We start from the raw sequence: 22,241 nt of genomic DNA on the forward strand, positions 1-22,241 counted from the left end.
CTATCGGTCAATCAAGGAGCATGACAATGACAGGTTCCAGTCTTCGTCCCAGCCAGCAACTGCTGGTTAATCTCTTCGATGAGGCGCGCATTGCCCGGTTGGGCACGTTGCAGGCGTTCATGGACAAGGGCGGTAACGTGTTCGATCTGGTGCAGCGACGCCAGGCCGATCTGTGCAAGGAGTTCAAACTCACCGCGCACGAGGGGCGTCTGTTGCTGCAGCGCAGTTACAGCCTGGCCCGGTACCTGGCGCGTGAGTTCCGCGAGCAGCGTTTAACGCGCCACGAGGATGCCGGCCGCGGGCCGCGTACCGGCGTGCGAGCGCTGGTTGACGGGCCGACGTTCGCCGATCTGTTCAAGCCGGATCTGGCCAACAGCAGCCCCGCCGGGTCTATTGAATCGAGCGTTTCCCCGGTGGCGTACCTGATGTCGATCATTCAATGGGCGTTACTCAATATTGAGCCCAGCGGGGCGCCAGGGCAAAGCATTGGTCTGAACATGCGACGTCCCGATCTGTGGGCTCTTTTGATCGACGAGGGTGCGGTCAATCGTGTGGAACCGGCGATCAGTATCGTGACCGAGGTGTTGATGGCCAACATCGAGGCCAACAAGCAGATTCCGTTGGACATCGACGGTTTGCTGATCACCACGCGCTACCCGAACACATTACCTTTCGACCGCTCCTGGCAAACCATTGAATCTTCCGTCAAGGCTCGCAGGACCTCCAACCTGCTGGGCGATATCGTGCGCCTGACTGACTTGCAGTATCCGTACTTCAAGGAAACGGGGGCCCGTGGTGCCAATTCCGATATTGCCTTGCGCATGACGTCAGGCCTGGCGCCCGGACAGCAGGCGCTGTTGACCGAGCCTGGGCACACGCCCGCCTCGTCCTCCCTCGGTGATAAAAGTCCAGTGGTGCCCTGGGTCAACCCGCGAACCCGGCATGTCGTTGAGCCCTCGAATACCCCGCTCGAGGACTTTTTTCGGGACAACTTCAACTGTGAGCGCTATCAGGATTTGCTGGACCTCGATGCATTCAGCCGGGCCACTCAGCTTGATCAGACCGGGGTGGAGGCGCTGTTTTCCATTGGGGAGTTTGCCCCTGTGTTGTCTCCCAATGCCCCGGCCCTGCTCAGGCCGATCGACGAAACCAATCCTGCCGCGCCGACCACCCCGGTCGATTTCGGATCGGTGTATGTCAATGGTGGCCAGGGAGAGCCGATCTATCTGCAAAGGGTGAGCAGCGGCAACGCAGTGAATTTCAGGCTGCGGAATCTTGACAGCAGCAACCAGCATCGTTTTGACCGCATCAATCGCAAGGTGCGTCTGGATCGCTGGCTGGGTCTGGCGGCCTACGAGACTGACCAGTTGATCATTGCGTCAATCAACGCCGAAAACCGTGGAGGATCGGCGCGCGTCAAAGTCATCTGGATCACTGATGACACGATGCGCTCTATTGGCCTGTTTCAAGAGTTGCGAGGCGATTACGGCTGTACGGCGGAAGAGTGTGCGGCCTTTCTGGACGTTGTTTCGGTGTATGGGCGGGGCAAGGAGCTCTCGCAGTTCGACCGTATTTACAACGCGCAATCGTTGTTCCTCAAGCCACTGCAGATCGATGACGTCGAGTTCTCCGTGGTCCCGCAAAACGACGAAGATCAACGTACCGCCGATCACATTTGTGCGGCCCTGGGCATTACCTTCAGCACTTACCGGTATCTGGCCGTGTTGATTGCCATTGCCCATGACCCGGGGGCCGGCATGTCGGCCATGAAGCTCAAGCGCAGCCTCTCGGTGCTGTCGAGTTTTTATCGACTGGTGCGGTTGCCTCGCTTGCTTGGCATCAGCCCGCTGGAAGGGGTGGCGCTGCTGGATTTTCTGGATAGCGAAAACGATGGTTGGCTCGCCCGGTTGGCGGGGCCTACGCAGGTTGCCCTGCACAAATTCACGACGCAGACCGATACGTTGAGTGTTATCCATGCAGCGCTTACGGCAGTGTTTTGGAGCCGGCACGAACAGTTGAGCGCAATGTGGCTGATGCAGCATGTGCAGCATGTGCAGCCGGTGCAGGTGCCGGTGGCGGCGGCCGATGCGGAACTCAAGTTGCTGGAGCAATTGAGTACCCAACTGCAACCGGTACGCATGAGCGAAGCACTACTGCTGGACGCAGGGGTACCACCCGACAAGACCCTTCGAGGCTGGATGCAGCTGCTTGCAGAGTTGGTGGACGATGCCGGGCTGATTATCGGCCGGAGTGGGGAGTCCGAAAACAGTTACCGGGATCGCGCGAGTGTGGAAATCAAGGCGGCAGTGAAGGTCGCCGACGTTCCGCCAGAGAGCAGGCCCTGGATAGAAGACACCATCCTGACGGCGGTGTTGAAGACCCGGACGGGACAGCGCTCGGTGGTGCAGGAAAGTTTTGCGGTGTATCTGGAGTTGCCTTCGGACCTGGTACTGCCGGTTATCGACTGGTCGGGCGGTAATGCGTATCAACTCCTTGGCCAGGCGATCAAGGCCATTCCCGCAGGCCGGCTGGCGGACGCCGCCGAGGAGCCGGTTGAGCCCCCTGATCCTGAGGAGTCCGAGCAACGGGAATTTTTGCGGCTGCTGGTCGAATTGCGCCGGCGCAGTAGTGTGGCCCGCGAGCTCAAGCTCAGTTCAGCGATGTTGGTGCAGTACCTGGAAGGTGGGCAATCGACCTGGTTCGGCGTGGAGGACAGAAGCGAGCTGTCACTGAGAACCATCTTCTATCTGACCCTGTACGGTCGGGCCGTGAAACTGGCCAGGCAACCGGCTGAGAAACTGCTCGACTACTTGAAAATGGTCAATCAACTGCCCGAGGAGCTCTCCGAGGATGCCCTGAGCCTGGTACGTGATGCGGCGGCCGGGAAGCTGGCCGACTTTTTCGGCTGTGGCATCAGAGACGTTCTGGAGTGCGCCGTCCATGTCAACCCGCTTGCGCAGGACGGATCCGGGGCACCCAAACCGCTGATCCGCAATCTGCCGCAACTGGCGTTGCTGCTGCGGTTACTGGAAGGCGAGGAGCTGACAGGCATGGGGTTCTCAACGTTGCTGACGTTGGGCCGTTTGACGCCTAAAAGCAGCGATGAAGCCTATCGCGAGGCTGCAGAACGTGCGCTGGAAAGCCTGTCGCGCGCGTCTGTGAGCGGACAGGACGAGCCCCTTGGCGAGTTCGGCCAAAGCGTCGATGTACGTTGCCAGGTGGACAACAAAAAACTGGTGGCCAATGTGCCGGGTGAAATGGCGACCTTCACTCTGGTCCTGCGCAACTTCGCCGGCGAGTTGATGAAGTATGTCGATGTGTACTGGAGCCACAGCGGAGTCGGGGTGCTGTTGGATTACGCCACCCGTACCGACCATGAGGGCAAGACGTCGACCCGATTGCTGGCCGACAGTGAAATGGGCGCTGCTCATGTGTCGTATAGGCTGGACATGCGTGAAGAGGTCCATGCGGGCACCGTAGTGATCGATTGCGGTGATGCTCTGTACTTTAAGACGCTCAGCAAAGAGGTCGTGCCGGATCGCGACTTGCTGGCCGATGGGAAAGACACCGCCAGGGTTTCGGTGCAGGTCATCGATGAGTATGGAAACCTGGCCATCGGCAAGCCGATTTCCTGGTCCTCGATGTTGGGCACGATCAGTCCGGAAGAAACCTTTACCAACAACGAGGGTATCGCCAGGGTGTACTTGACTAGTCGGCAGCCGGGGAATGAGCGAGTCACTGCCCGGCATGTGCTCAGCGGGGAGGCCACAGTGTTCACCGACATCAGATATGTCGATGAGCCCCGCATCAAAGCCTTTTATATCGACTCGGCAGCCGTGGTTGGCCGGTCGTTACGGTTGGTATGTGATGTGATCGGGTTAGACGGTGAAGGGGATTCGGGCTACGAGGTTCGATGGAGTGTGGAAGCCGTTGGGGGAACCTCGAGGACCGATGAGCACGGTCGTGCTGTCTGGACGTCCCTGTTGGCCCACGCGGGTGAATCGGAGGTGACGGCGGAAGTCGGCACGCTCGGTCTGCAGGAGCGTATCGAGATCTTCGTGGCTGAGAATGTGTTGATTACGGATTGGTCCACCGACTATAGGGTCCCTGTCGCCGGGGCGCGTGAGCCGAGCATGCTTTGGATCGAGCTCAAGGACAGCCACTCGGACGGCGCTCGTCCGATCACGAATTACCCGGTCACATGGCGTAGTGAGTTGATCTCGAAAAAAGGGGCCGTCACCCAAAGCATTACGATCGAAACCGATTCGACCGGGCGCTCGACGTTCCCATTCAAGGTCAGTACCGAAGGGGTGTACAGGGTAACGGCTCAACCGGAAAACCAGCACTCCAGTCAGGTTTTCGACCTGACCGTCGAGGCGGCTTTTATATGGGACGTCAAGCTCTTCAGGCTGGAGAACGGCGTCGAATACCCCGTAGAACAGGTGAACGACACGCTGCCCTTGCTGAGAAACAGTCGCTACCGGCTGGAGATCGAGCCGGTGAGTGCGCTGCCCGAAAGGGAAAAGGCGACCGCCGTTGTCGGCTGGAGTGCCATCCATAGCGCCGCCGCAATGGGCATTACGTTCACGCCAAGGCTTGCCGCTACCGAAGCGTTTAAACCGGACGAACCGTTGTCCTGGCTCATCGATTGCGCCGATGTGCGCGATGGCGATTTCCAGTTAGCGCTCAATTGCTCGCAAGTGAGCGAGATTTTTCTGTTGCCGGGCACGTTGAGAAAGCCCGCCGCGAGCTGAATGTCTCGCCGGGGCCATCAGGCCCTTGCGTTCGGTACACCACGGTTGCCCCGGCGCCCGCTGTCGGGCTGAGGCATTGAGTTATCAGGATGGGAGTCCAACATGTCGATGTCCAACCAGGGCCCAATGGCTCAGTCATTGCTCGACGCCGTCGCCAGCCTCGCGCGTAATCCACGACTGATTAAACAACCGGGTGGTGTAATACCGGTGATCCGGGACGATTTGTACGAGCTGTTATTCGTCGACCCGCAGGTCAGTGCCGAGCCTCGGACCACTCATGTGGCGCAGGCGATCGCCAGCGTCCAGCAGTACATCAATAGCGTATACAACGGCATGGAACCGGGTTATTCCGAGGCGCGCTTCGACCCTGAAGATGTGGAGTACTGGCAGAACATCGAAAGTCGCTTTGATATCTGGGCCGCCAATCAAATGGTCGAGGATTACCCGGAAAATTTTATCGATCCCTCGTTGCGGATCAAACGAACGAGTTTGTTCAAAACCCTTGAAAGCAACCTGAGCCAGACGAGGCTCACCGAAGATTCCGTGCACAGCGCGATCAAGGAGTATTTGCGTGCCTTCCAGGAAACCTGTGACCTGGAGGTGCTCAGCGGTTATATCGACCGCAGCGCCTTCAAGGACGCCACGTATTATTTCATCGGCAGGGAGCGCACTCCGCCTTACCGGTATTTCTGGCGTAAGGCGCGGATCGATGTCACTGACAACCCGAGCTATGTCAACCCGACGGCCTGGGGCGAGTGGCAAGCGATCGATATTCCGTTGACTGGAACGATGCTGGATATTCGTCCGGTGTTCTGGAGGGGGCGTCTGTCCGTGGTCTGGGCCACCTGGGTCGAGGCGCTGACTAACGATGAAGGTCAGCAGGTGAAGCCGGCGCGGCTGGACGTGCTGGCGTCTTTCGTGACGATCAGTGGGCAATGGTCCGCTCCGGTGACTTTGCACCAGTCGAAGTACGACAAGGACTTTGAACCGTTAACGGGGCGTCTGGTAGCGGTGGTGTTTGCCGAGCAACGCGGCGCGGATGACAAACTGGCGGTGTGTTTCACCGGCGTCTCGTCGATGGGCGAGGATGACGATGGCAAGCCTTCCATCTACGAGATCCGTGACACGCTGTTTCGCAAGCGGCCGAACGAAATGGCCGCCCTGTTGGAGTTGGCGCATGTACGGTTCAAGGACCGCGATACGTTGCAGTACACCGTCATGCCACAGGAGCGAATTGTGTTGACGGTGGACAGTAAAACCCAAGAGCAGGGAGGCCTGAATGCGTACCTCAAGCTGGAGGCGACCGTTGCGCGAGAGTCGGTTGCTGGCACGTTGAAGGACGTCCTGCGGGTGCGGGGAACCTGCGACAAGAACCTTGGCGGGGTCGAGGCGACGTTCAAACTTGAATTCACCGCCGCGACAGAAGAAGACCAGAAGGAATGGACAGGCAAGCTCAAGATCGACGGAAATCTGCGCACACCGTGGATGGAAATCAAACGCGATATTGGTTTATTACCGATCGGAGTGGCGATTCCTTTTGTGTTTGGGGCCGAGGGGCACGGTCGCAACGCTTTCGAGGTGAAGCTTTCCTCATCACCGCAAATGTATGAGGTGCCAAAACTCCATCGAAGCACCGACTCGGCGGCGCAGTTTCTGGACTTCAATAATGCGATCGACGGGCAAAAATTCCGTTATACCCGCCTGAATACGCTGATCGGCCCGCAACTGGTGGCCCGGGCGGATATTTCCGTGGCGGCGGTACTGGACTGGACGACCCAGCATTTGCCAGAACCCGCGCTGCCCAATGGTGCCGTAGAAATCAATGGCCCCTTCGACGGCAGCAATGGGCTGTACTTCTGGGAGTTGTTTTTTCACCTGGTGCACCTGGTCACCCGTCGCCTGCGCGATGAAGGGCGTTTTCTTGAGGCTCAGCGCTGGAGTCATTACCTGTTCGATCCGCAGTTGAAGGCGCAGTCTTTTGCGGACATCGAACCCGGTGTTCCGGACGCCCCCGACTACTGGCGCTGCCGGCCGCTCAACCTGCCTGGCGACATTGCCCATGAACTGGCCTTGCCCAATGACCCGGACGCCATTGCCTATGCCAGGCCCAGGCACTACCAGATTGCCTTGTTCATGGGGTATGTACGCACGCTGATCGAATGGGGCGACTGGTTGTACCGGCAGTTGACCCGCGACAGTCTGGCGGCGGCGCAATTGCATTACTTGCGTGCGCAGTCGCTGATGGGCGAAGCCCCTGAGTTTGGTACGGCCAACGATTGGGTGCCCAAACCCATCGAGGATCTGATTCGCGAACTGGACGAACGTCAGACATTGAGGGAGTTCGAGCAAACATTCGTGCTGTCGGCGGACGCCTGGCCCCAGGGCACGACCACCCGACCCCGACTGGAGATGCTGGGGGTCAAAGTCTTTCGGGCACCGCTTAATCAGGAGTGGCTGAATACTTACCGTGAAATCAGTCAACGAATGTTCAACCTGCGTCATTACCTGACGCTGGATGGCAAACCGTTGTCCCTGCCCCTTTACGCGCCGCCAGCAGACCCTCAGGAATTGTTACGGGCACAAGCGGCCGGCACCGAAGGTCTGGCGCGACGGATGGGGGGGCAACTGGTGGTGCCGCCGCATCGGTTCAACACGATGCTGGCAATGGCCTTGCGTGCCCTGGAAATCCATGCGCGTTTTGGCGAGCAATTGCGCCTTCATATGGAGCAGCGTGATCGCGGTCAGCAGGAGGAATTGCAACAGAGCCATTTGATCGAGTTGGGTGCCTTTGCCGAAAATGTTCAGAAGGAAACCATCAGCCAGTTGCAAGAGGCCAGGAATGCGTTGTTGCAAACCCGGGGGCAGGTGCAGGCACGCATGGAGCACTACGAGCAGTTATCCAGCGAGAATGTGTCGGTGGCCGAATACCAGGTCATGGATCAAATACTGGCTGGCAAAATATTTGCTGCCACGAGTACCGGGTTGATGGGCGTGGGCGCCGTTATCGATACATTTCCCAATGTCTTCGGTGTGGCCAATGGCGGTCATCAGATTGGCAGCCCCTTTCGTGCTTTAGGTTACGGGATGCAAGTGATCTCGGAAGGCTTGCTCATGGACGCCGACCGCATGGCCAGCTCCGAACACTACCGGCGTCGCCAGCAAGACTGGAACTTCAACAGCCAGCAGGCCAGGCTTGAACTGCAGGCGATGGATCAGCAACTGGTGGCTCAAGACCACTCCATCAGCGCGGCCACGGCCAGCCTGCGCCAAACCGAAACCGCGAGTGCCCAGGCTCAGGCGCTTTACACGTTTTACAAACAGGAGCGCTTGACCACGGTCGAACTCAGCTCCTGGATGCTGGGCCAGATGAAGAACCTCTATTTTCCGGCCCATGATGCGGTGATCTCACTGTGTCAGACCGTTGAAACCTGCATGCGCTACGAAACCGGCGACTATGACACCAAGTCCTTCATTCGCCCGGAAGTGTGGATGGAGAAGTACCACGGCCTGACGGCGGCCGAGTCGCTGAAACTGGACTTGCTGTTGCTGGAAAGCGAGTACCTCAAACGGCACGAACGGCGGCTGGAGCTGGTCAAGACGGTGTCGTTGCGACAGCTGTTCGACAATCCGGCTCATGCGCCGGATCAGGACTATGGCTGTTGGCGGGAGGCCCTGGCGGTATTTGACCCCATCGACGGGTCGGGCAGCCTGAACTTCAACCTCACCCAAAAGCTGTTCGACCTCGATTACCCCGGGCATTACTGCCGGCAGATCATTTCGGTCAGTGTTTCGCTGCCGGTACTGGTGGGGCCTTACCAGGACGTGCGAGCGATTCTGGTGCAGCGTGGAAGCCATACGTTGACCAAACCACTGTTTTCAGCCGTGCAGTTCATGCACCGGGTGAAGGACAGCGCGGCGGGGCCGGATATCAAGATCAACGTGCGCAACAGCCAACAGATTTGCGTTTCCACCGGCCTGGACGATAACGGCATGGTCGACATGGCGGCCGACGACCGTTACCTGCCCTTCGAAGGTACCGGTGCAGTGTCGAAGTGGACGTTGAGCTTCCCCCGGCATGGCAAGGAAGAACAAGCGTCAATGCTTGCGGCTCTCAGCGACATCATTTTTACCGTCCGCTATCGGGCCAGGGATGGCGGACCGGACCTGGCACGCGAAGTGGAAACGCTGCTCGCCCCCCCGGAGTCGACGCCGTGAGTTCCAGTGAGGGGGTTTCGGTGGGTTGCGCAGTCGGCGACTTTGGTTGAACACAAGGACTTGATCATCATGAATAAGAAATCCGTAAGAAAAGGCGAGAGCCTGATAGTCAATGGCAGTTTTGACAAAGCTGATTGGTTTGAGGGGTGGAAAAAGGGTGCCCCCCCACACGACGCTGCCAGCCTGGAGGAACCCGATTATGACGGGGAAAGGATCTACGTCGCGCGCCTGGTCGATCAGGCAACGCTCGAGCAAAAGTTCTTTTTGCCGGGGCTGCACAGCGAGGGTGTGACTCATGTATTGAGCTTTCTGTATCAAAGTAAGGGAGCAAGCGGCTTTTTCCGAATCGCCCGCGATGATGGATGGGGAGAGAACATTGAACTGCCGGTCGGGACCGTGGTGGCGTCAGACGACCCGCCGAACGAGATCCTGTCGATAGAAGATCCTCTGGATTTCATTCCCACGTATCGCGAGTACGTGGTTGACCTTCAGCCTGATGACTGCAACAAGTCACTTGCTGTGCTTTTTGGTTTTCCGAACGGAAGCGAGCCCGCCGGAATGAGCTTTACTCGTGTGCACTTCGGGATTGTACTAGAGCCTTTGAAGCTGCTTCATGTGCAGGTCGATGAGCAGGTGCACGCCGATGGAACCGTTTATCTGTGCTGGGGAGCCGAGGCGCACACGCTGACGTTCCAGGAGGCGGCTGGCGGGGCGTGGCAAGGCTCCGAAGTTGCCTTGTCGATGGCTGACGAAAACGAGGACCTTGACCCCAATGTGGTCATTCACCCCGTACTGGGTAAATTGCAGGTGCTGGAAAACCATTGGCTATTCAGTATCTCGGGCACTGCATCTGTGCGTGAGCTTGAACTGATGATTGTCAGCAGGTGGGATGCTGAACCCTGTCCTTTGAAACTGTCGATCGGCGATCACCGCGTCGCATTGGCAGACTGCAAAAACGGTGATTTCGATCCGATCGTCAATAAGCAGTCAGTCCGTCTGACAGGCACGGTGAAATCGTTTTACACCGGACTCCCCCTTGTGAATCGCCAGGTTGTCTGGACACTGGAAGGTAAGCCGCAAGTCACCCACACCGACAGCTCCGGTGGTGTCGGCGTTGAATACTCGCCTGCAGTAGCCGGCCTGCAACAGGTCAACATTGCTATCGATAGCCTCTATTACACGTCCGGCGTGTTGAGTGAAACGCTGGAAGTCAAAGTGCTGGTGGCTGATCCGTTTGACTCTGCACAGGTGGCTTTTGAGGGTGGAGCACAATCGTCCTGGGGTAGCAGGGCCGGCTATCCCCACCGCGGGGGAAAGTCCACCGTCCGCGTGAGTGCGTCCCCGGGCAGCGAGCTGCCTGACTATCCGTTGATGTTGATCTGGAAAGGTGAATCGGCCGAGTCGCTCGGCATCACTGTGTATCCACCACTGAATACGCCTGTTGATTGGACAAGTGGGGAGGTCGTCTGGACACTCGATTGCACCCATGCAACGAAGGACGGCGAGTTTGAGTTGTTGTTGGCGGCAGAACGGTTGCGAGACACGTCCAGCTCCAATCGGATGTCGCTGGGGCTCAACCGGTACATTGTCGGTGATACGCGCCAGGCCAATCGCTCCCCGGTAATCGATCAAGCTGAGCGCGTGCAGGTGCTGTTGCAGCTTGTGGAACCTGGGACCCGGGAGGGCGTGGAGAACGTGGAAGTCGAATGGCAGACGCCTGGCGGTTCTGTCACGACGCTCACCGGCCAAGGGGGCTGGACGGAATTGTCCTATCAGCCGACTGCAGCTGGCCATCAGGATCTTGTCGCCACAATCCAGGTTCGCGGCGAGGAGGGAAAAACGCTTGAAGAGACATTCCCGTTCACGGCCTTGGCGACGAACCCCTGGAAGGCCGAGGTTGAATGGACATTTGACAAGTCGCACGTACCCGCAGCGCTCGGTTTTGTCTGCTGGCGTGGCGAGGCCGTTATCCTGACACTTACACCCAAGTCGGGCAGCAAGTTGCTCGACGAGGATGTAACGCTGGACTGGCGGGATTCTGATCCGGGCCTGGGACTGACGTTTGACCCACCCATTGGCGTGCCAAAAAAGCTTACCGCTGCCGGACTGCAATGGGAGATCACGGGCGGCGCAACGAAGAGCGGCAGGTTCGAGTTGAAGCTGAGCGCTCTCGAGGTGATCAGTCAGGACCTGCAGCTGTCTGGCCGATTGATCTCCAGAAATCTTGCCGATGAGGGCCGCGTCTCGCTGGATACAACCCCGGTGCTTTCCGCTGTGTCGTCGTACCCGTGCCAGGGGGCGAATCATGCATTCTCATTCCTGCCCAATCCATTGGGACCGCTGTCCGGTTTATCGATGGAACTCGTCTGGAACGGCATACCGGCTGAGCAACTGAACGTGATCGTCAGGCCTGCTGTGGGCGCTGGTGTCGAGATCGTATCGGGCGGGGCACAATGGTCGCTCGATTGCTCTAACAGCCAGCATGCAGGCGACTTCTCACTGCAGTTGACGTTGTCTCAACTGGCTATGACCTCGACTTCGATGGCCATGTCGCTGGGGCACAACCGGCTGGAAATCATCGGTCAGCGTGAGGCGACGATCAGACCGGTGCTGGCGGAGAATGAAAGTGCCAGGGTGTGGGTTCAAGTGGGCTCGTTTTACACAAAAGCCCCCGTGGCGAATATTCCTGTGAGCTGGAAAGGAAAGGAAGATGCGCAAGCGTTGATCGTGCCCACTCGGGGGGACGGCTGGTCATCCTATGCCTATCAACCGAAGACCACAGGCGCGGCTGAGGTCAAGGCTGAGGTAAAAAGCCCTTACACGGGGCAATCATCATCGGCTTCCCTGGAGGTTGACGCGTTGCCGACAAGCCCGTGGCTGGGCGTGGTCTTTTACCGAACCCTCGAATCGGGTAATAAACTGGGGGAAAAAACGGCGTTTCCACGTCGCGCTAACAATTATTCGTACAGCATTGCGTCCACAACGGCCGACAATCCACTCATGGATACCCTTGTGAGGTTGGGCTGGGCGGGGACATTGCCGAACGACCTGAGCGTAACCGTGGCACCGGTGCTGGGGGATAAACGACCGATGGGCATGGCTGGGCTGGCATGGGGCGTTGAATGTGGAAATATAAAGGACGGAAGTTTTAGTTGGTTTGCCGAGGCTGACATTCTGCTTAAGCTGTCGCCACGGCAGCCGTTTTCATTGGGCATCCTGTATGACTGACTCACGCCCTCGATTCTAGAGCCTAGAATGCTCCCGCTTTTTTCCAGGCCAGATAGCGCGTCACAATTTGGCTACCCAACTCCCTGGGCCGAGCATCCACCACCGACACTCCATGAGCACTCAACCGCTCATGGAGTTCAGCCCGTTCATTCAAATAATCCACCGTCCCGCAATAGGCCAGCGCCTCCGGCAAGGTTTGCACCGGCGTGTGCCGCAGCGTGTCGAGCACGTCTTCGCGCAGGCTGGCCACCAGCACTCGATGTTGTTTGCTCAGGCGTTTGACGGCGGTCAGCAGTTCTTCATCGTCTTCATCCCGCAAGTTAGTTACCAGCACCACCAGCGCCCGGCGTTTTTGGCGGGCCAGCAGTTGGCTGGCGGCGGCTTGGTAATCAGCGGGGCGTTGGGTGCTGTTGAGGTCGTAGACGGTGTTGAGCAGGACCTTGAGTTGATCGGTGCCTTTGACCGGGGCGAGGTAATGCGGTCGGTCGCAGGCGAAGGTGCTCAGGCCTACCGCATCGCCTTGGCGCAGGGCGACGTAGCTGAGCAACAGGCAGGCATTCAGTGCGTGATCGAAATGCGCGAGCTCGTCATCCTGGCTGCGCATGCGGCGGCCGCAGTCGAGCATGAAAATGATTTGCTGGTCACGCTCGTCCTGATACTCCCGTGCAATCGGTGTGCGCTGACGGGCGGTGGCTTTCCAGTCGATCTGGCGCAGGCTGTCGCCTTCACGAAATTCACGCAGCTGATGAAACTCCATACCCAGACCGCGTCGTTGGCGTTGGCGCACGCCGAGTTGGCTCAGCCAGTTGTCCACCGCCAATAGTTGGCCGCCGTAGAGGCGAGCGAAGTCGGGATAGACACGGGTGTTGTCGGCCACGTTGAGCAGGCGTTTGTCGGACCATAGACCCAATGGGCTCGGCAGGTTGACTTCGCAGTGTTCGAAGGTGAAATGACCGCGCTTGAGCGGGCGCAGGCGATAGCCGATCTCGCTGTGCTGGCCGGGTTGCAATTCGACCGACAGGGGCAGGTTTTCGAAGCTCAGACCTTCCGGTACATGGTCGAAAATCTGTACGGTCAGTGGTTGTTCAAAATCATGCTTGATCTCCAGTCGCACTTCACCCCATCGACCGAGTGCAAGGCTACCGGGCATTTGTCGTTGGAGGCGGGGCGAGGGCAGTCGTTTGAGACGGACACCGTCGAGTACTGCCAAGGCCAGCAGCGCCAGCAGCAATCCCCAGTTGATCGACAACAGACTCGAGGGAACCGCGAATTCCAATGCTCGCAACGCGCCCAGCACGATGCCGATGGCCAGCAGCAATGCGAGCCAGATCAGCAGCAGGCGCGAGGGTTTCACAGGCGTGGCGCCGGCACTTGATCGAGCAGCTGCTTGAGCACTTGATCGACGTCCAGCCCTTCGATGTCCAGCTCCGGCGCAATCCGCACCCGGTGACGCAACACCGCGAGGGCGCAGCCTTTGATGTCATCCGGAATCACAAACTCGCCACCGCGCAACAAGGCGCGGGCACGGGCACAGCGCACCAGAGCAATGGAGGCCCGGGGCCCTGCACCGAGGATCAGGCCCGGCCAGTTGCGGGTGGTGCGGGCCAGGCGCACAGCGTAATCGAGCACTTGATCGTCCAGCGGCAGATCGCTGGCGATGCGTTGCAAGGCCAGCACGTCTTTGGCTTGCAACACCGTGCGCAGCGGTTGCACGTCGAGCATGTCGGCGCGGGTCGAGCGGCTGACCTGGCGGACCATGTTCAGCTCCTGATCGGCGTCGGGGTAGTCCATGCGCACCTTGAGCATGAAGCGATCAAGCTCGGCTTCCGGCAGCGGGTAAGTGCCTTCCTGTTCGATGGGGTTTTGTGTGGCGAGCACCATGAACGGTTGCACGATGGGCAGGGCACGGCCTTCGAGGGTGACTTGCCGTTCCTGCATGGCTTCGAGCAGCGCGGCCTGGGTTTTCGCCGGGGCGCGGTTGATCTCGTCGGCCAGCAAAAGGTTGGTGAACAACGGACCTTTGCGCAGTTTGAATTGCTCGGTTTGCATGTCGTACACCGCGTGCCCGGTGACGTCGCTGGGCATCAGGTCCGGGGTGAACTGGATGCGTGCGAACTCGCCGCCGAAGCAGCGGGCGAGGGCGCGCACCAACAGTGTCTTGCCCAGCCCCGGCACGCCTTCGAGCAGTACGTGGCCGCCGGCAATCAGCGCGGTGAGGACGTCGTCGATCACGGTGTTTTGGCCGATCACGGCTTTCTGTAATTCGGTCCGTACCGCTTGGGCCAGTTGGCTGGCGCGCTGGCGTTGCTGCATAGCGTGGCTCAGTGTGCCGGGCTCGATCTGTTCACTCATAAGGCGTTCCTCAAGGTTTGCAGGTGGGCGACCTGACGGCTGAATTCAGCGCTGGACAGCCGCTGTTTCGGTCGCGGGCTCATGGCCTGGCTGATAGCGCGTGTGGGTTGGCCGGTCAGGCGTGCGAGCACCAGCCATTGTTCGGCAACGCCGAGTTGTTCGAAACCGGGATGACGGCGCCGCACACGCCTCAAGATGTCGTGCTGCAAGGCTTGCACCAGGTGCTGCTGACCGTTTCGGCGCAACATGAAATCGGCGCTGGCGCGCAGGTGTTCCTGAAGTTGCCGGCGGGCCCTTGGGGCCGGTTCCAGCAGCGGACCCTGGCGCACGCCGACGTGCCAGAAGCCAAGACCGATCAGGGCAAAAAGGGCGACCAATGCTTGGGGGAAATAGCGCAGGAGCAAGGTCAGCAGATTGTCGTGATCGGTATTGAACAGCAGGGTCACGTTCGTGTCCGCGGTCAGGTACCAGAGCAGCCAGGCGTTGTCGTACTGGTCGATGGCCGGGGTTTTCCACAGGTCGGCGTCGGTGACCACGGTGATCGAACCGAGCCCGTGATTGAGCTGCATCATGTGCGTGGCCTTGCCGCTGTTGGCCCAGGCCTGGGCGAGGTTTTTCGGGTCTTCGAGATGGAATGCGGTATCGAAACTGGCGTAGGCCGGCGCGTCTTCGTCTTCCAGATACAGCTTGGTCAGCTTGGGATAAGGATCGTCGTCGATAGCGGGCGGCGGGTCCTTGAGATCTTTGCTCAGCGACTGGTGCAGTTGCACCCGGTCGAGCAACAGGTCATTGCTTTGGCCGGTCTTTTCATCCCACAACGACTGGGCCACAAACAAAAGACGCCCACCGGCCCGGGTCCAGTTCAACAGCTGATCGATCTGGCGCGGGGTCATGTTGTACCGGTCCCCGAGCAACAACAGACTGTGCTGATGCGGCTCCAGGGTGGGCAGGATGTCGAGGCTATTGGCGTGGCTGACGGTCAGGCCCTGCTTGCTCAGAAAATGCTCGGCAGCGAGGTACGGATTGGCCTGGGCTTCGGGCGAGGGGCCGTGATCGATGTCTGCCTGATAGGGCACCGCCTTGACGTACAGATAAACACTCAGCGCGATCACTAGCACGGCGATGAACACGCCGACCGCCAGCCAGCGTTGCCGGTTCAACGCAACGCTCCCGGGCCGAACAAGGCTCGCCAGCCGTCACAGAGTTCCTGTTGCAAATGTGCGGGAGGCAGGCGATGCCCGTAGGCCATGTTCTGCCAGTGCCCGGTCAGGTTTTTACTGAAGGCCAGCAAGGCAGGTTGTTGCAGGTGTTCGATGCGCTCCAGGACCTGGCCTTCGGTGTCGGCGGGTTTCAGCGCCATGTTGAAGTCGTGCAGCAAGTGGCTGAGCAGACCGCGATAGAGCAATCCGAGGGCCTCGCGAGGGTGGGTTTGCCAGAGGCGTTCGGCGCTGGCGGCGATGTCGGCAGGCAGGGTTTCGCGGTTGAGGTCCAGGCCGAAAGCCTGTTGCGGTAACGGCCGCGCGACCTTGCTGTTCAAGATCGGTCGACGGCTGACGAAGGCTTGCAACCCGTCACGGTAATGCCAGATCAATAAACCAATGGCACCGATTAACACCCCCCACAGCACGATCTCAATCAGAGAGGCCACGGTGCCGAAGTGTTGGTTGTCCAGCAGCTTGAGCAGTGCCTCCAGCCATTCGGTTGTTGGGTCATCGTCCGCCGTGTCGGTGGCGGGTTTGTCCTCGCCAAACCGATAGCGCGTGACCGATTCCTTGTTCTTGAACGGAGGCTGATCGAGGATCGCCTTGATGCTGTCCCGGGACGCTTGACTGGTTAACGGCTGGTCCAGCAGACGCGGGCTGTCGGGTGAAATGACCGGCTCGGCGGCCCAGACGGTTTGCGCCGTCGGCATCAACAGGAACGCCGCCAGCAGCAGGGTGACAGCGGCGCTGCTCAAGCGTTGGCGCATGCGGCGGAACACCAGCTCGATATCCCAGGACTCCAGCACCGTGCGTCGATTCAGATAAAGGCTGAAACCGCAGGCGACATAAACCGGTTCCCAGACAATGAGCACCAGTGCGTAAAAGGCATTGGTCAGGTGTTCCAGCCATCGCCAGTCCTGTGTGGCGGCGGTGATCAAGGTCTGCCAGTTCCAGTCGAGTTCGACCTGTTGCGGCAAGAACAGGTAGAACAGCACCATCAGGCCGATCCATAACGCGCTTTCCAGGTGTACGCCGATGATGGTCAGCCATCGCGCGGCACCGGCGTTGCGCTGCAACAGCACCTGCAAGCGCTGTTGTCGTGGCTGCCCACTCAGCCCTTCGAGTTGCACCACCGGCATGAGGAAACTGCGACTCAGGCTCAGGCGTCGCCAGGTCAGACTCGCCAGCAGTTGCGGTTTGAGCAACTGCGGAAACTGGCGCAGCGCCTGCTTCAGCGTGGGCGTTTCGCCAAACATGGCTTTGGACAGTATGTACAGCGGCAGGCGGTCGAACACCGGTTTCAGCCACCAGAAGATGAACACGGCGAGGGAGGGCGAATCCCACTGCACCCAGCTGAGCAGGGCGAAAATCGGCAAGGTCACGATGGCCCAACTGGTCATCAGCAGGCGCCGATGTCGCTGGCTCAGCAGGATGCCCAGGTCCATGGCTTCCCAGGTTGTGCGCGGGCGGATGACAACCGTGGCGTCACTCAGGCGCATGGCGGGTCCGTCCGGCAAACAGCAGATAAGTCGCCACCAACAACCAGAGCGCTGCACCGACCAGGTATTTGGTCATTGGCGCGACCCCTGTCGTGGACGACCAATAAGCTTCGATAAACGCCGCAATCAGCAGAAACAGCATGACCCCGCAAATCAGCAGCACGCTCTTGCGTGCCGCCAATCGCAGGGCTTCGGAGCGGGGCAGGCGTCCCGGCGCGATCAATGCCCAACCCAGTTGCAGGCCGGCGGCACCGGCCAGGGCGATAGCACTCAGTTCGAAGGCGCCGTGGCCAACCACGAATGACCAGAAGGTTTGCCCGTAGCCGATGTGCGTCAGGTGCCCGGCCACCGCACCAATCATCAAACCGTTGAAGAACAGGAAAAACGCACTGCCCAGGCCAAACAGCAAACCGCTGGCGAAGGTCTGAAAGGCGATGCCGATGTTGTGCATGATGTAGTAACCGAACATCACCCAGTCTTCACTGGCCGCCCGTTCTGCCGAGCGCCCCAGGTGACCGGCCTCGGGGTCGTACATGCCTTGCATCTCGCTGACCTGCTCGGCCGGGATCAGGTTGTAGACCAGGTCGGGGAACAGGTACACCAGCAGAGCGATGCCGATCAGGCTGCCAAAAAACATCAGGCCGGCGGCGAACACGAAGCGCCACTGTTCGCGCACCAGTCGCGGGAAGTCAGCCAGGATGAAGCCCCGCACGTTGGCACCCAGTCGACTGCGGTGGCGATAAAGCTGTTGATGCCCGCGCAGCACTTGTTGCTGTAACGAGTCGATCAGAAAGCTGCTGTAACCACGTTCCTGGGCCAGCGCCAGATGCTGGCAGAGACGACGGTAATCGCTGGGGAAACCGGCGACTCGCTGTGCTTCCTTGCCTTGCTCCAGCTGTTCAAGCATGAGCGCAAATTGCTCCCATTCGGCCTTGTGGCGAGTTTCGAAAAGGCTTTGCTTCATGTGGGGCCCAACAAGCCGCGGGCGATGCCATTGAGTTCGTCCACGGCCCCTGGCGCCGACACCTGCAACGGTTGCGCGAGTATGGCCGCCAGCTCTTTGACCCGTGCTTCAGAGAGTTCACCCTGACGCTCGGCAAACCCGAGGATGGCGCGTTGTTCGGTCAGCGTCAGCGCAAAGGCCGGGCGTCGGGGCTGAGCGGTGGGCAGTTGCGGTCGGGTGAGCGGTTGTTCGCGGTAGATCACCAGCGTGCCGGCAGCCAGATCGCCGAGGCGCTTGAAGGTGGGATGTTGCAGGCAACTGATGGCCCCGAGGAAATAGCCGAACGGCAGCATGTCGACAAATCGCAGCAGGTTGCGCAGCAGCGAAGCCGACCAGCCGATCGGCGTGCCATCGTCCTGCACCACCCGCAGGCCCATCCACTGCTTGCCGGGCGAACGCCCCTGATTGAGCACTTCGAACAGCACCATGTACCACCAGCTCACCACGAACAGCAGAATCGAACCGAGCCCTGCACCGAGTTTCCCGAGGAACGCCAGGACAATAAACAGCAGGCCAACGATCAGCCCGCGCAACCCGAGATCGATGGAGAACGCCAGCGCACGAACCATCAACCCGGCCGGGCGCAGTGGCAAGTCGATGCCTTCCGGCGTTTCGACTTGATACCGCGTATCCAGTGGCGGGGACAGCGTCGCTTTCCTTGGCAGTGCTGTGGTCTCGAGCATGGGCAACCTTGATGTGGCCTGTTCGGGATTCGATGTCCGTCCGATGCTAGCAGCCTCTCGGGTGAAAACGACATAACTATGTATTGCACGGTAAGAGGCTTGAGGTGATTGAATGACGAGATTACTGGCCGGGGCGGGATGTGAACGCCTAGACTTCGCCGATCTTCAGTTCAGGAATAGCCCGTGACCTCTATCTTCTGGTACGACTATGAAACCACTGGCATCAACCCCCGTTGCGACCGTCCGCTGCAAATGGCGGGGATTCGTACTGACTTCGATCTCAATGAAATAGACGAGCCGGTCAACCTTTACTGCCAGCCCAGTGAAGACATCCTGCCCCATCCGGCAGCCTGCGTGATCACGGGTATTACGCCCGGCCGACTGGCCGAACAAGGCCTGAGCGAAGCCGATTTCATGACCCGGGTGCATGCCCAACTCGCTGCGCCCGGCACGTGCGGGGCGGGGTACAACACGCTGCGTTTCGATGACGAGATGACCCGTTACAGTCTTTACCGAAACTTTTTCGACCCTTATGCACGCGAGTGGCAGGGCGGTAATAGCCGCTGGGACCTGATCGATGTGGTGCGTGCAGCGTATGCCTTGCGCCCTGACGGCATTGTTTGGCCGACGGACGACGAGGGGCGTATAACGCTCAAACTCGAACGCCTGACCGCCGCCAATGGCATTGATCACGGAAACGCTCACGAAGCGCTTTCGGACGTTCGCGCCACCATCGCCCTGGCGCGTCTGATCCGGGAAAAGCAGCCGAAGTTGTTTGACTGGTTGTTTCAGTTACGCGGTAAACAAAAGGTGATGGATCAGATTCGTCTGTTGCAGCCGATGGTGCACATCTCCGGGCGCTTTTCAGCGGCGCGCAATTATGTCGGTGTGGTGCTGCCTTTGGCCTGGCACCCGCGCAACAAGAACGCCTTGATTGTCTGTGATCTGCATCTGGACCCTCAGGGCTTGCTCGATCTTGATGCCGACACCTTGCGCCAACGGCTGTATACCCGCCGCGATGACTTGGCCGAGGGCGAGTTGCCGGTGCCGCTCAAACTTATCCACATCAATAAATGCCCGGTGGTGGCACCGTTGTCGGTACTTCGCTCTGAAGATCAGCAACGTTTGGGGCTGGATATGTCGCTCTACCAAGAGCGCGCGCTGCGGCTAAGTGACGCACAAACAGTTTGGCGAGATAAAGTTCAGGCGATTTACGCCAGCGAAGATTTCACCTCGAGCCAAGACCCTGAGCAACAGTTATACGATGGTTTTATCGGTGATCGGGATCGGCGTCTTTGTGAGCAAGTCAGGTCTGCCGACCCGGCTCAATTAGCGCAACAACAATGGCCTTTCGACGATGAACGATTACCTGAATTATTGTTTCGATATCGCGCACGCAACTTCCCCGATACGTTGAGTTTCGAAGAGCAAGGACGCTGGAGAATATTCTGTCAGCAACGTTTGTCAGCACCCGAGTGGGGGGCGCCAAATACGCTGGAAACTTTTGTAGAAGCCGCAGCCCAATGGAGTATTACGGCTACATCGTTTCAGCGAGAGGTGCTGAATGAATGGCAGAATTATGTCGAAGGATTACGCAAACGTTTGAGTCTTTGAAATCGAAAATGTTCGGGGCTGAATACCAGGCATAAAAAAACGCCAGCAGATGCTGGCGTTCTTTTTTGTCGCGGATGAGTCTGCGACAAGCGCTACGGCTTAGCCCAGCAGGGTAGCCCAGCCTTCAACCACGTCACCGCCCCACTTGGCTTTCCACTCTTTCAGAGTTTTGTGGTTGCCACCTTTGGTTTCGATGACTTCGCCGTTGTGCGGGTTTTTGTATTGCTTAACTTTGCGAGCACGCTTGGTGCCAGTAGTTTTTACTGCGCCGCCGCGTGGTGCTTTGGTTTTGGACTCTGGATCCAATAGCGCAATGATGTCACGCAGAGACTTGGAGTATTCGCCCATCAGGGTGCGCAGTTTGCCTTCGAATTCCAGCTCGGTTTGCAGTTTGTCGTCTTGGGACAGGTTCTTCAAACGGGCTTGCAGCTCTTTGATAGCTTCTTCGGTGGCGCGATATTCGTTGATCAAGGACATGAGGACTACCTTATGTTGGGGCGCTGGATGGCAGGTGACAGTGCGGCAATAATAGTCAGGGTGTTTCACCAAGTAAACATTTAACCGGAGTTTTATTTAAATTAGTTACGGTGAATAGGCATAAATTGCCGGTGTAGTTAAATAGTGTGATGCAGTCATCACGAATATTCACAATTGAGCACTTGAAGATTGGCAACAGGAACACCATCGCGTGGGTTGCAGGTGCTGCCAGAACCTGTGCCGCTTACCTTTGTGTCGGGCCAAACGTCATCAATACTGCAGTTTTGCTGCGCAATCGCTAGAATGGCCGCCTTTGCGAAGTTCTGGAGTTTGACCCTCATGCGCACTTTTCGGCTGGTGATTGCTTGCCCGGACCGCGTCGGCATCGTTGCTAAAGTCAGTAACTTTCTGGCGTCACATAACGGCTGGATCACTGAAGCGAGCCATCACTCGGACAATCTCAGTGGCTGGTTCTTCATGCGTCACGAAATTCGTGCCGATTCGCTGCCCTTTGGTATCGATGCCTTTCGCGAAGCGTTTGCACCGATTGCCGAAGAGTTCTCGATGGACTGGCGCATCACCGATACCGAGCAGAAAAAACGCGTGGTGCTGATGGCCAGTCGCGAGTCTCACTGCCTCGCCGACTTGTTGCATCGTTGGCACAGTGATGAGCTGGATTGCGAAATTTCCTGCGTGATTTCCAACCATGACGACTTGCGCAGCATGGTCGAGTGGCACGGGATTCCGTATTACCACGTACCGGTCAATCCGCAGGATAAAGAGCCGGCATTCGCTGAAGTCTCGCGCCTGGTCAAACAGCACGATGCCGAAGTGATCGTACTTGCCCGCTATATGCAAATCCTGCCGCCCGCGTTGTGCAGCGAATATGCTCACAAGGTCATCAACATTCACCACAGCTTCCTGCCGTCGTTCGTCGGTGCCAAGCCGTATCACCAGGCATCTTTGCGTGGCGTGAAGTTGATCGGCGCTACTTGCCACTACGTGACCGAAGAGCTGGATGCCGGTCCGATCATCGAACAGGACGTCGTTCGCGTCAGCCACAGTGACAGCATCGAAGACATGGTGCGTTTCGGTCGGGACGTCGAGAAGATGGTGCTGGCCCGTGGTCTGCGTTATCACCTGGAAGACCGGGTGCTGGTGCACGGCAACAAAACCGTGGTGTTCTGATAGCCATTCAACACAGTTGAAATTCG

The 22,241-nt window shown here is 58.8% G+C and carries 12 protein-coding genes; 5 read left to right on the forward strand and 7 right to left on the reverse strand.

Translation table 11 applies throughout. The annotated features are described in order from the left end of the window. The first annotated feature begins 26 nt into the window (after positions 1 to 26). The 3 genes from KGB23_RS06015 (at position 27) to KGB23_RS06025 (ending at position 12,197) form a co-directional block, all read left to right on the forward strand. Positions 27 to 4,754, forward strand: a complete 4,728-nt coding sequence (locus tag KGB23_RS06015) for a Tc toxin subunit A (protein WP_223430290.1) — start codon at positions 27 to 29, stop codon at positions 4,752 to 4,754. Positions 4,755 to 4,856: 102 nt separating this feature from the next. Beyond that, positions 4,857 to 8,969 (forward strand): neuraminidase-like domain-containing protein, encoded by a 4,113-nt coding sequence (locus KGB23_RS06020; RefSeq protein WP_223430291.1) that lies wholly within the window; start codon positions 4,857 to 4,859, stop codon positions 8,967 to 8,969. A 69-nt stretch (positions 8,970 to 9,038) separates the two neighbouring features. Then, complete coding sequence (locus tag KGB23_RS06025; protein ID WP_223430292.1) at positions 9,039 to 12,197, forward strand: hypothetical protein; 3,159 nt, start codon at positions 9,039 to 9,041, stop codon at positions 12,195 to 12,197. A gap of 22 nt (positions 12,198 to 12,219) precedes the next feature. Here the strand turns inward: KGB23_RS06025 and KGB23_RS06030 are convergent, their stop codons facing one another. The 6 genes from KGB23_RS06030 to KGB23_RS06055 are packed head-to-tail and all read right to left on the reverse strand — an operon-like array spanning position 12,220 to position 18,936. Further along, positions 12,220 to 13,551, reverse strand: coding sequence for a DUF58 domain-containing protein (locus tag KGB23_RS06030; protein WP_223430293.1), 1,332 nt, complete (start codon positions 13,549 to 13,551; stop codon positions 12,220 to 12,222). Then, positions 13,548 to 14,549: an AAA family ATPase gene (locus KGB23_RS06035; protein ID WP_223430294.1), complete on the reverse strand. Its 1,002-nt coding sequence runs from the start codon at positions 14,547 to 14,549 to the stop codon at positions 13,548 to 13,550. Before KGB23_RS06035 ends, KGB23_RS06030 begins: the two co-directional genes overlap by 4 nt. Further along, entirely contained in the window at positions 14,546 to 15,709 is a 1,164-nt protein-coding gene (locus KGB23_RS06040) for a DUF4350 domain-containing protein (RefSeq protein ID WP_223430295.1), read from the reverse strand. Before KGB23_RS06040 ends, KGB23_RS06035 begins: the two co-directional genes overlap by 4 nt. Further along, on the reverse strand, positions 15,706 to 17,250 hold the full coding sequence (locus KGB23_RS06045; RefSeq protein WP_223430296.1) for a DUF4129 domain-containing protein: 1,545 nt from the start codon (positions 17,248 to 17,250) through the stop codon (positions 15,706 to 15,708). Before KGB23_RS06045 ends, KGB23_RS06040 begins: the two co-directional genes overlap by 4 nt. After that, positions 17,237 to 18,214: a stage II sporulation protein M gene (locus tag KGB23_RS06050; RefSeq protein ID WP_223430297.1), complete on the reverse strand. Its 978-nt coding sequence runs from the start codon at positions 18,212 to 18,214 to the stop codon at positions 17,237 to 17,239. Before KGB23_RS06050 ends, KGB23_RS06045 begins: the two co-directional genes overlap by 14 nt. Further along, on the reverse strand, positions 18,211 to 18,936 hold the full coding sequence (locus tag KGB23_RS06055; protein WP_223430298.1) for an RDD family protein: 726 nt from the start codon (positions 18,934 to 18,936) through the stop codon (positions 18,211 to 18,213). Before KGB23_RS06055 ends, KGB23_RS06050 begins: the two co-directional genes overlap by 4 nt. Before the next feature lie 183 nt (positions 18,937 to 19,119). Here KGB23_RS06055 and sbcB point away from each other — a divergent pair, with 183 nt between their 5' ends. Then, complete coding sequence (gene sbcB, locus KGB23_RS06060) at positions 19,120 to 20,550, forward strand: exodeoxyribonuclease I (protein WP_223430299.1); 1,431 nt, start codon at positions 19,120 to 19,122, stop codon at positions 20,548 to 20,550. Positions 20,551 to 20,649: 99 nt separating this feature from the next. On the opposite strand, the gene mvaT is transcribed toward sbcB, so the two are convergent. Beyond that, positions 20,650 to 21,027, reverse strand: coding sequence for a histone-like nucleoid-structuring protein MvaT (gene mvaT, locus KGB23_RS06065; protein WP_007933316.1), 378 nt, complete (start codon positions 21,025 to 21,027; stop codon positions 20,650 to 20,652). 339 nt (positions 21,028 to 21,366) lie between these two features. On the opposite strand from mvaT, the gene purU reads away from it, so the two are divergent. After that, a complete protein-coding gene (purU, locus tag KGB23_RS06070) occupies positions 21,367 to 22,215 on the forward strand; it encodes a formyltetrahydrofolate deformylase (protein WP_223430300.1) in 849 nt (282 codons plus the stop codon). Positions 22,216 to 22,241 lie beyond the last annotated feature (26 nt).

Origin of the sequence: Pseudomonas sp. GL-B-26, assembly GCF_019947405.1 — a bacterium.
GTDB lineage: Bacteria > Pseudomonadota > Gammaproteobacteria > Pseudomonadales > Pseudomonadaceae > Aquipseudomonas.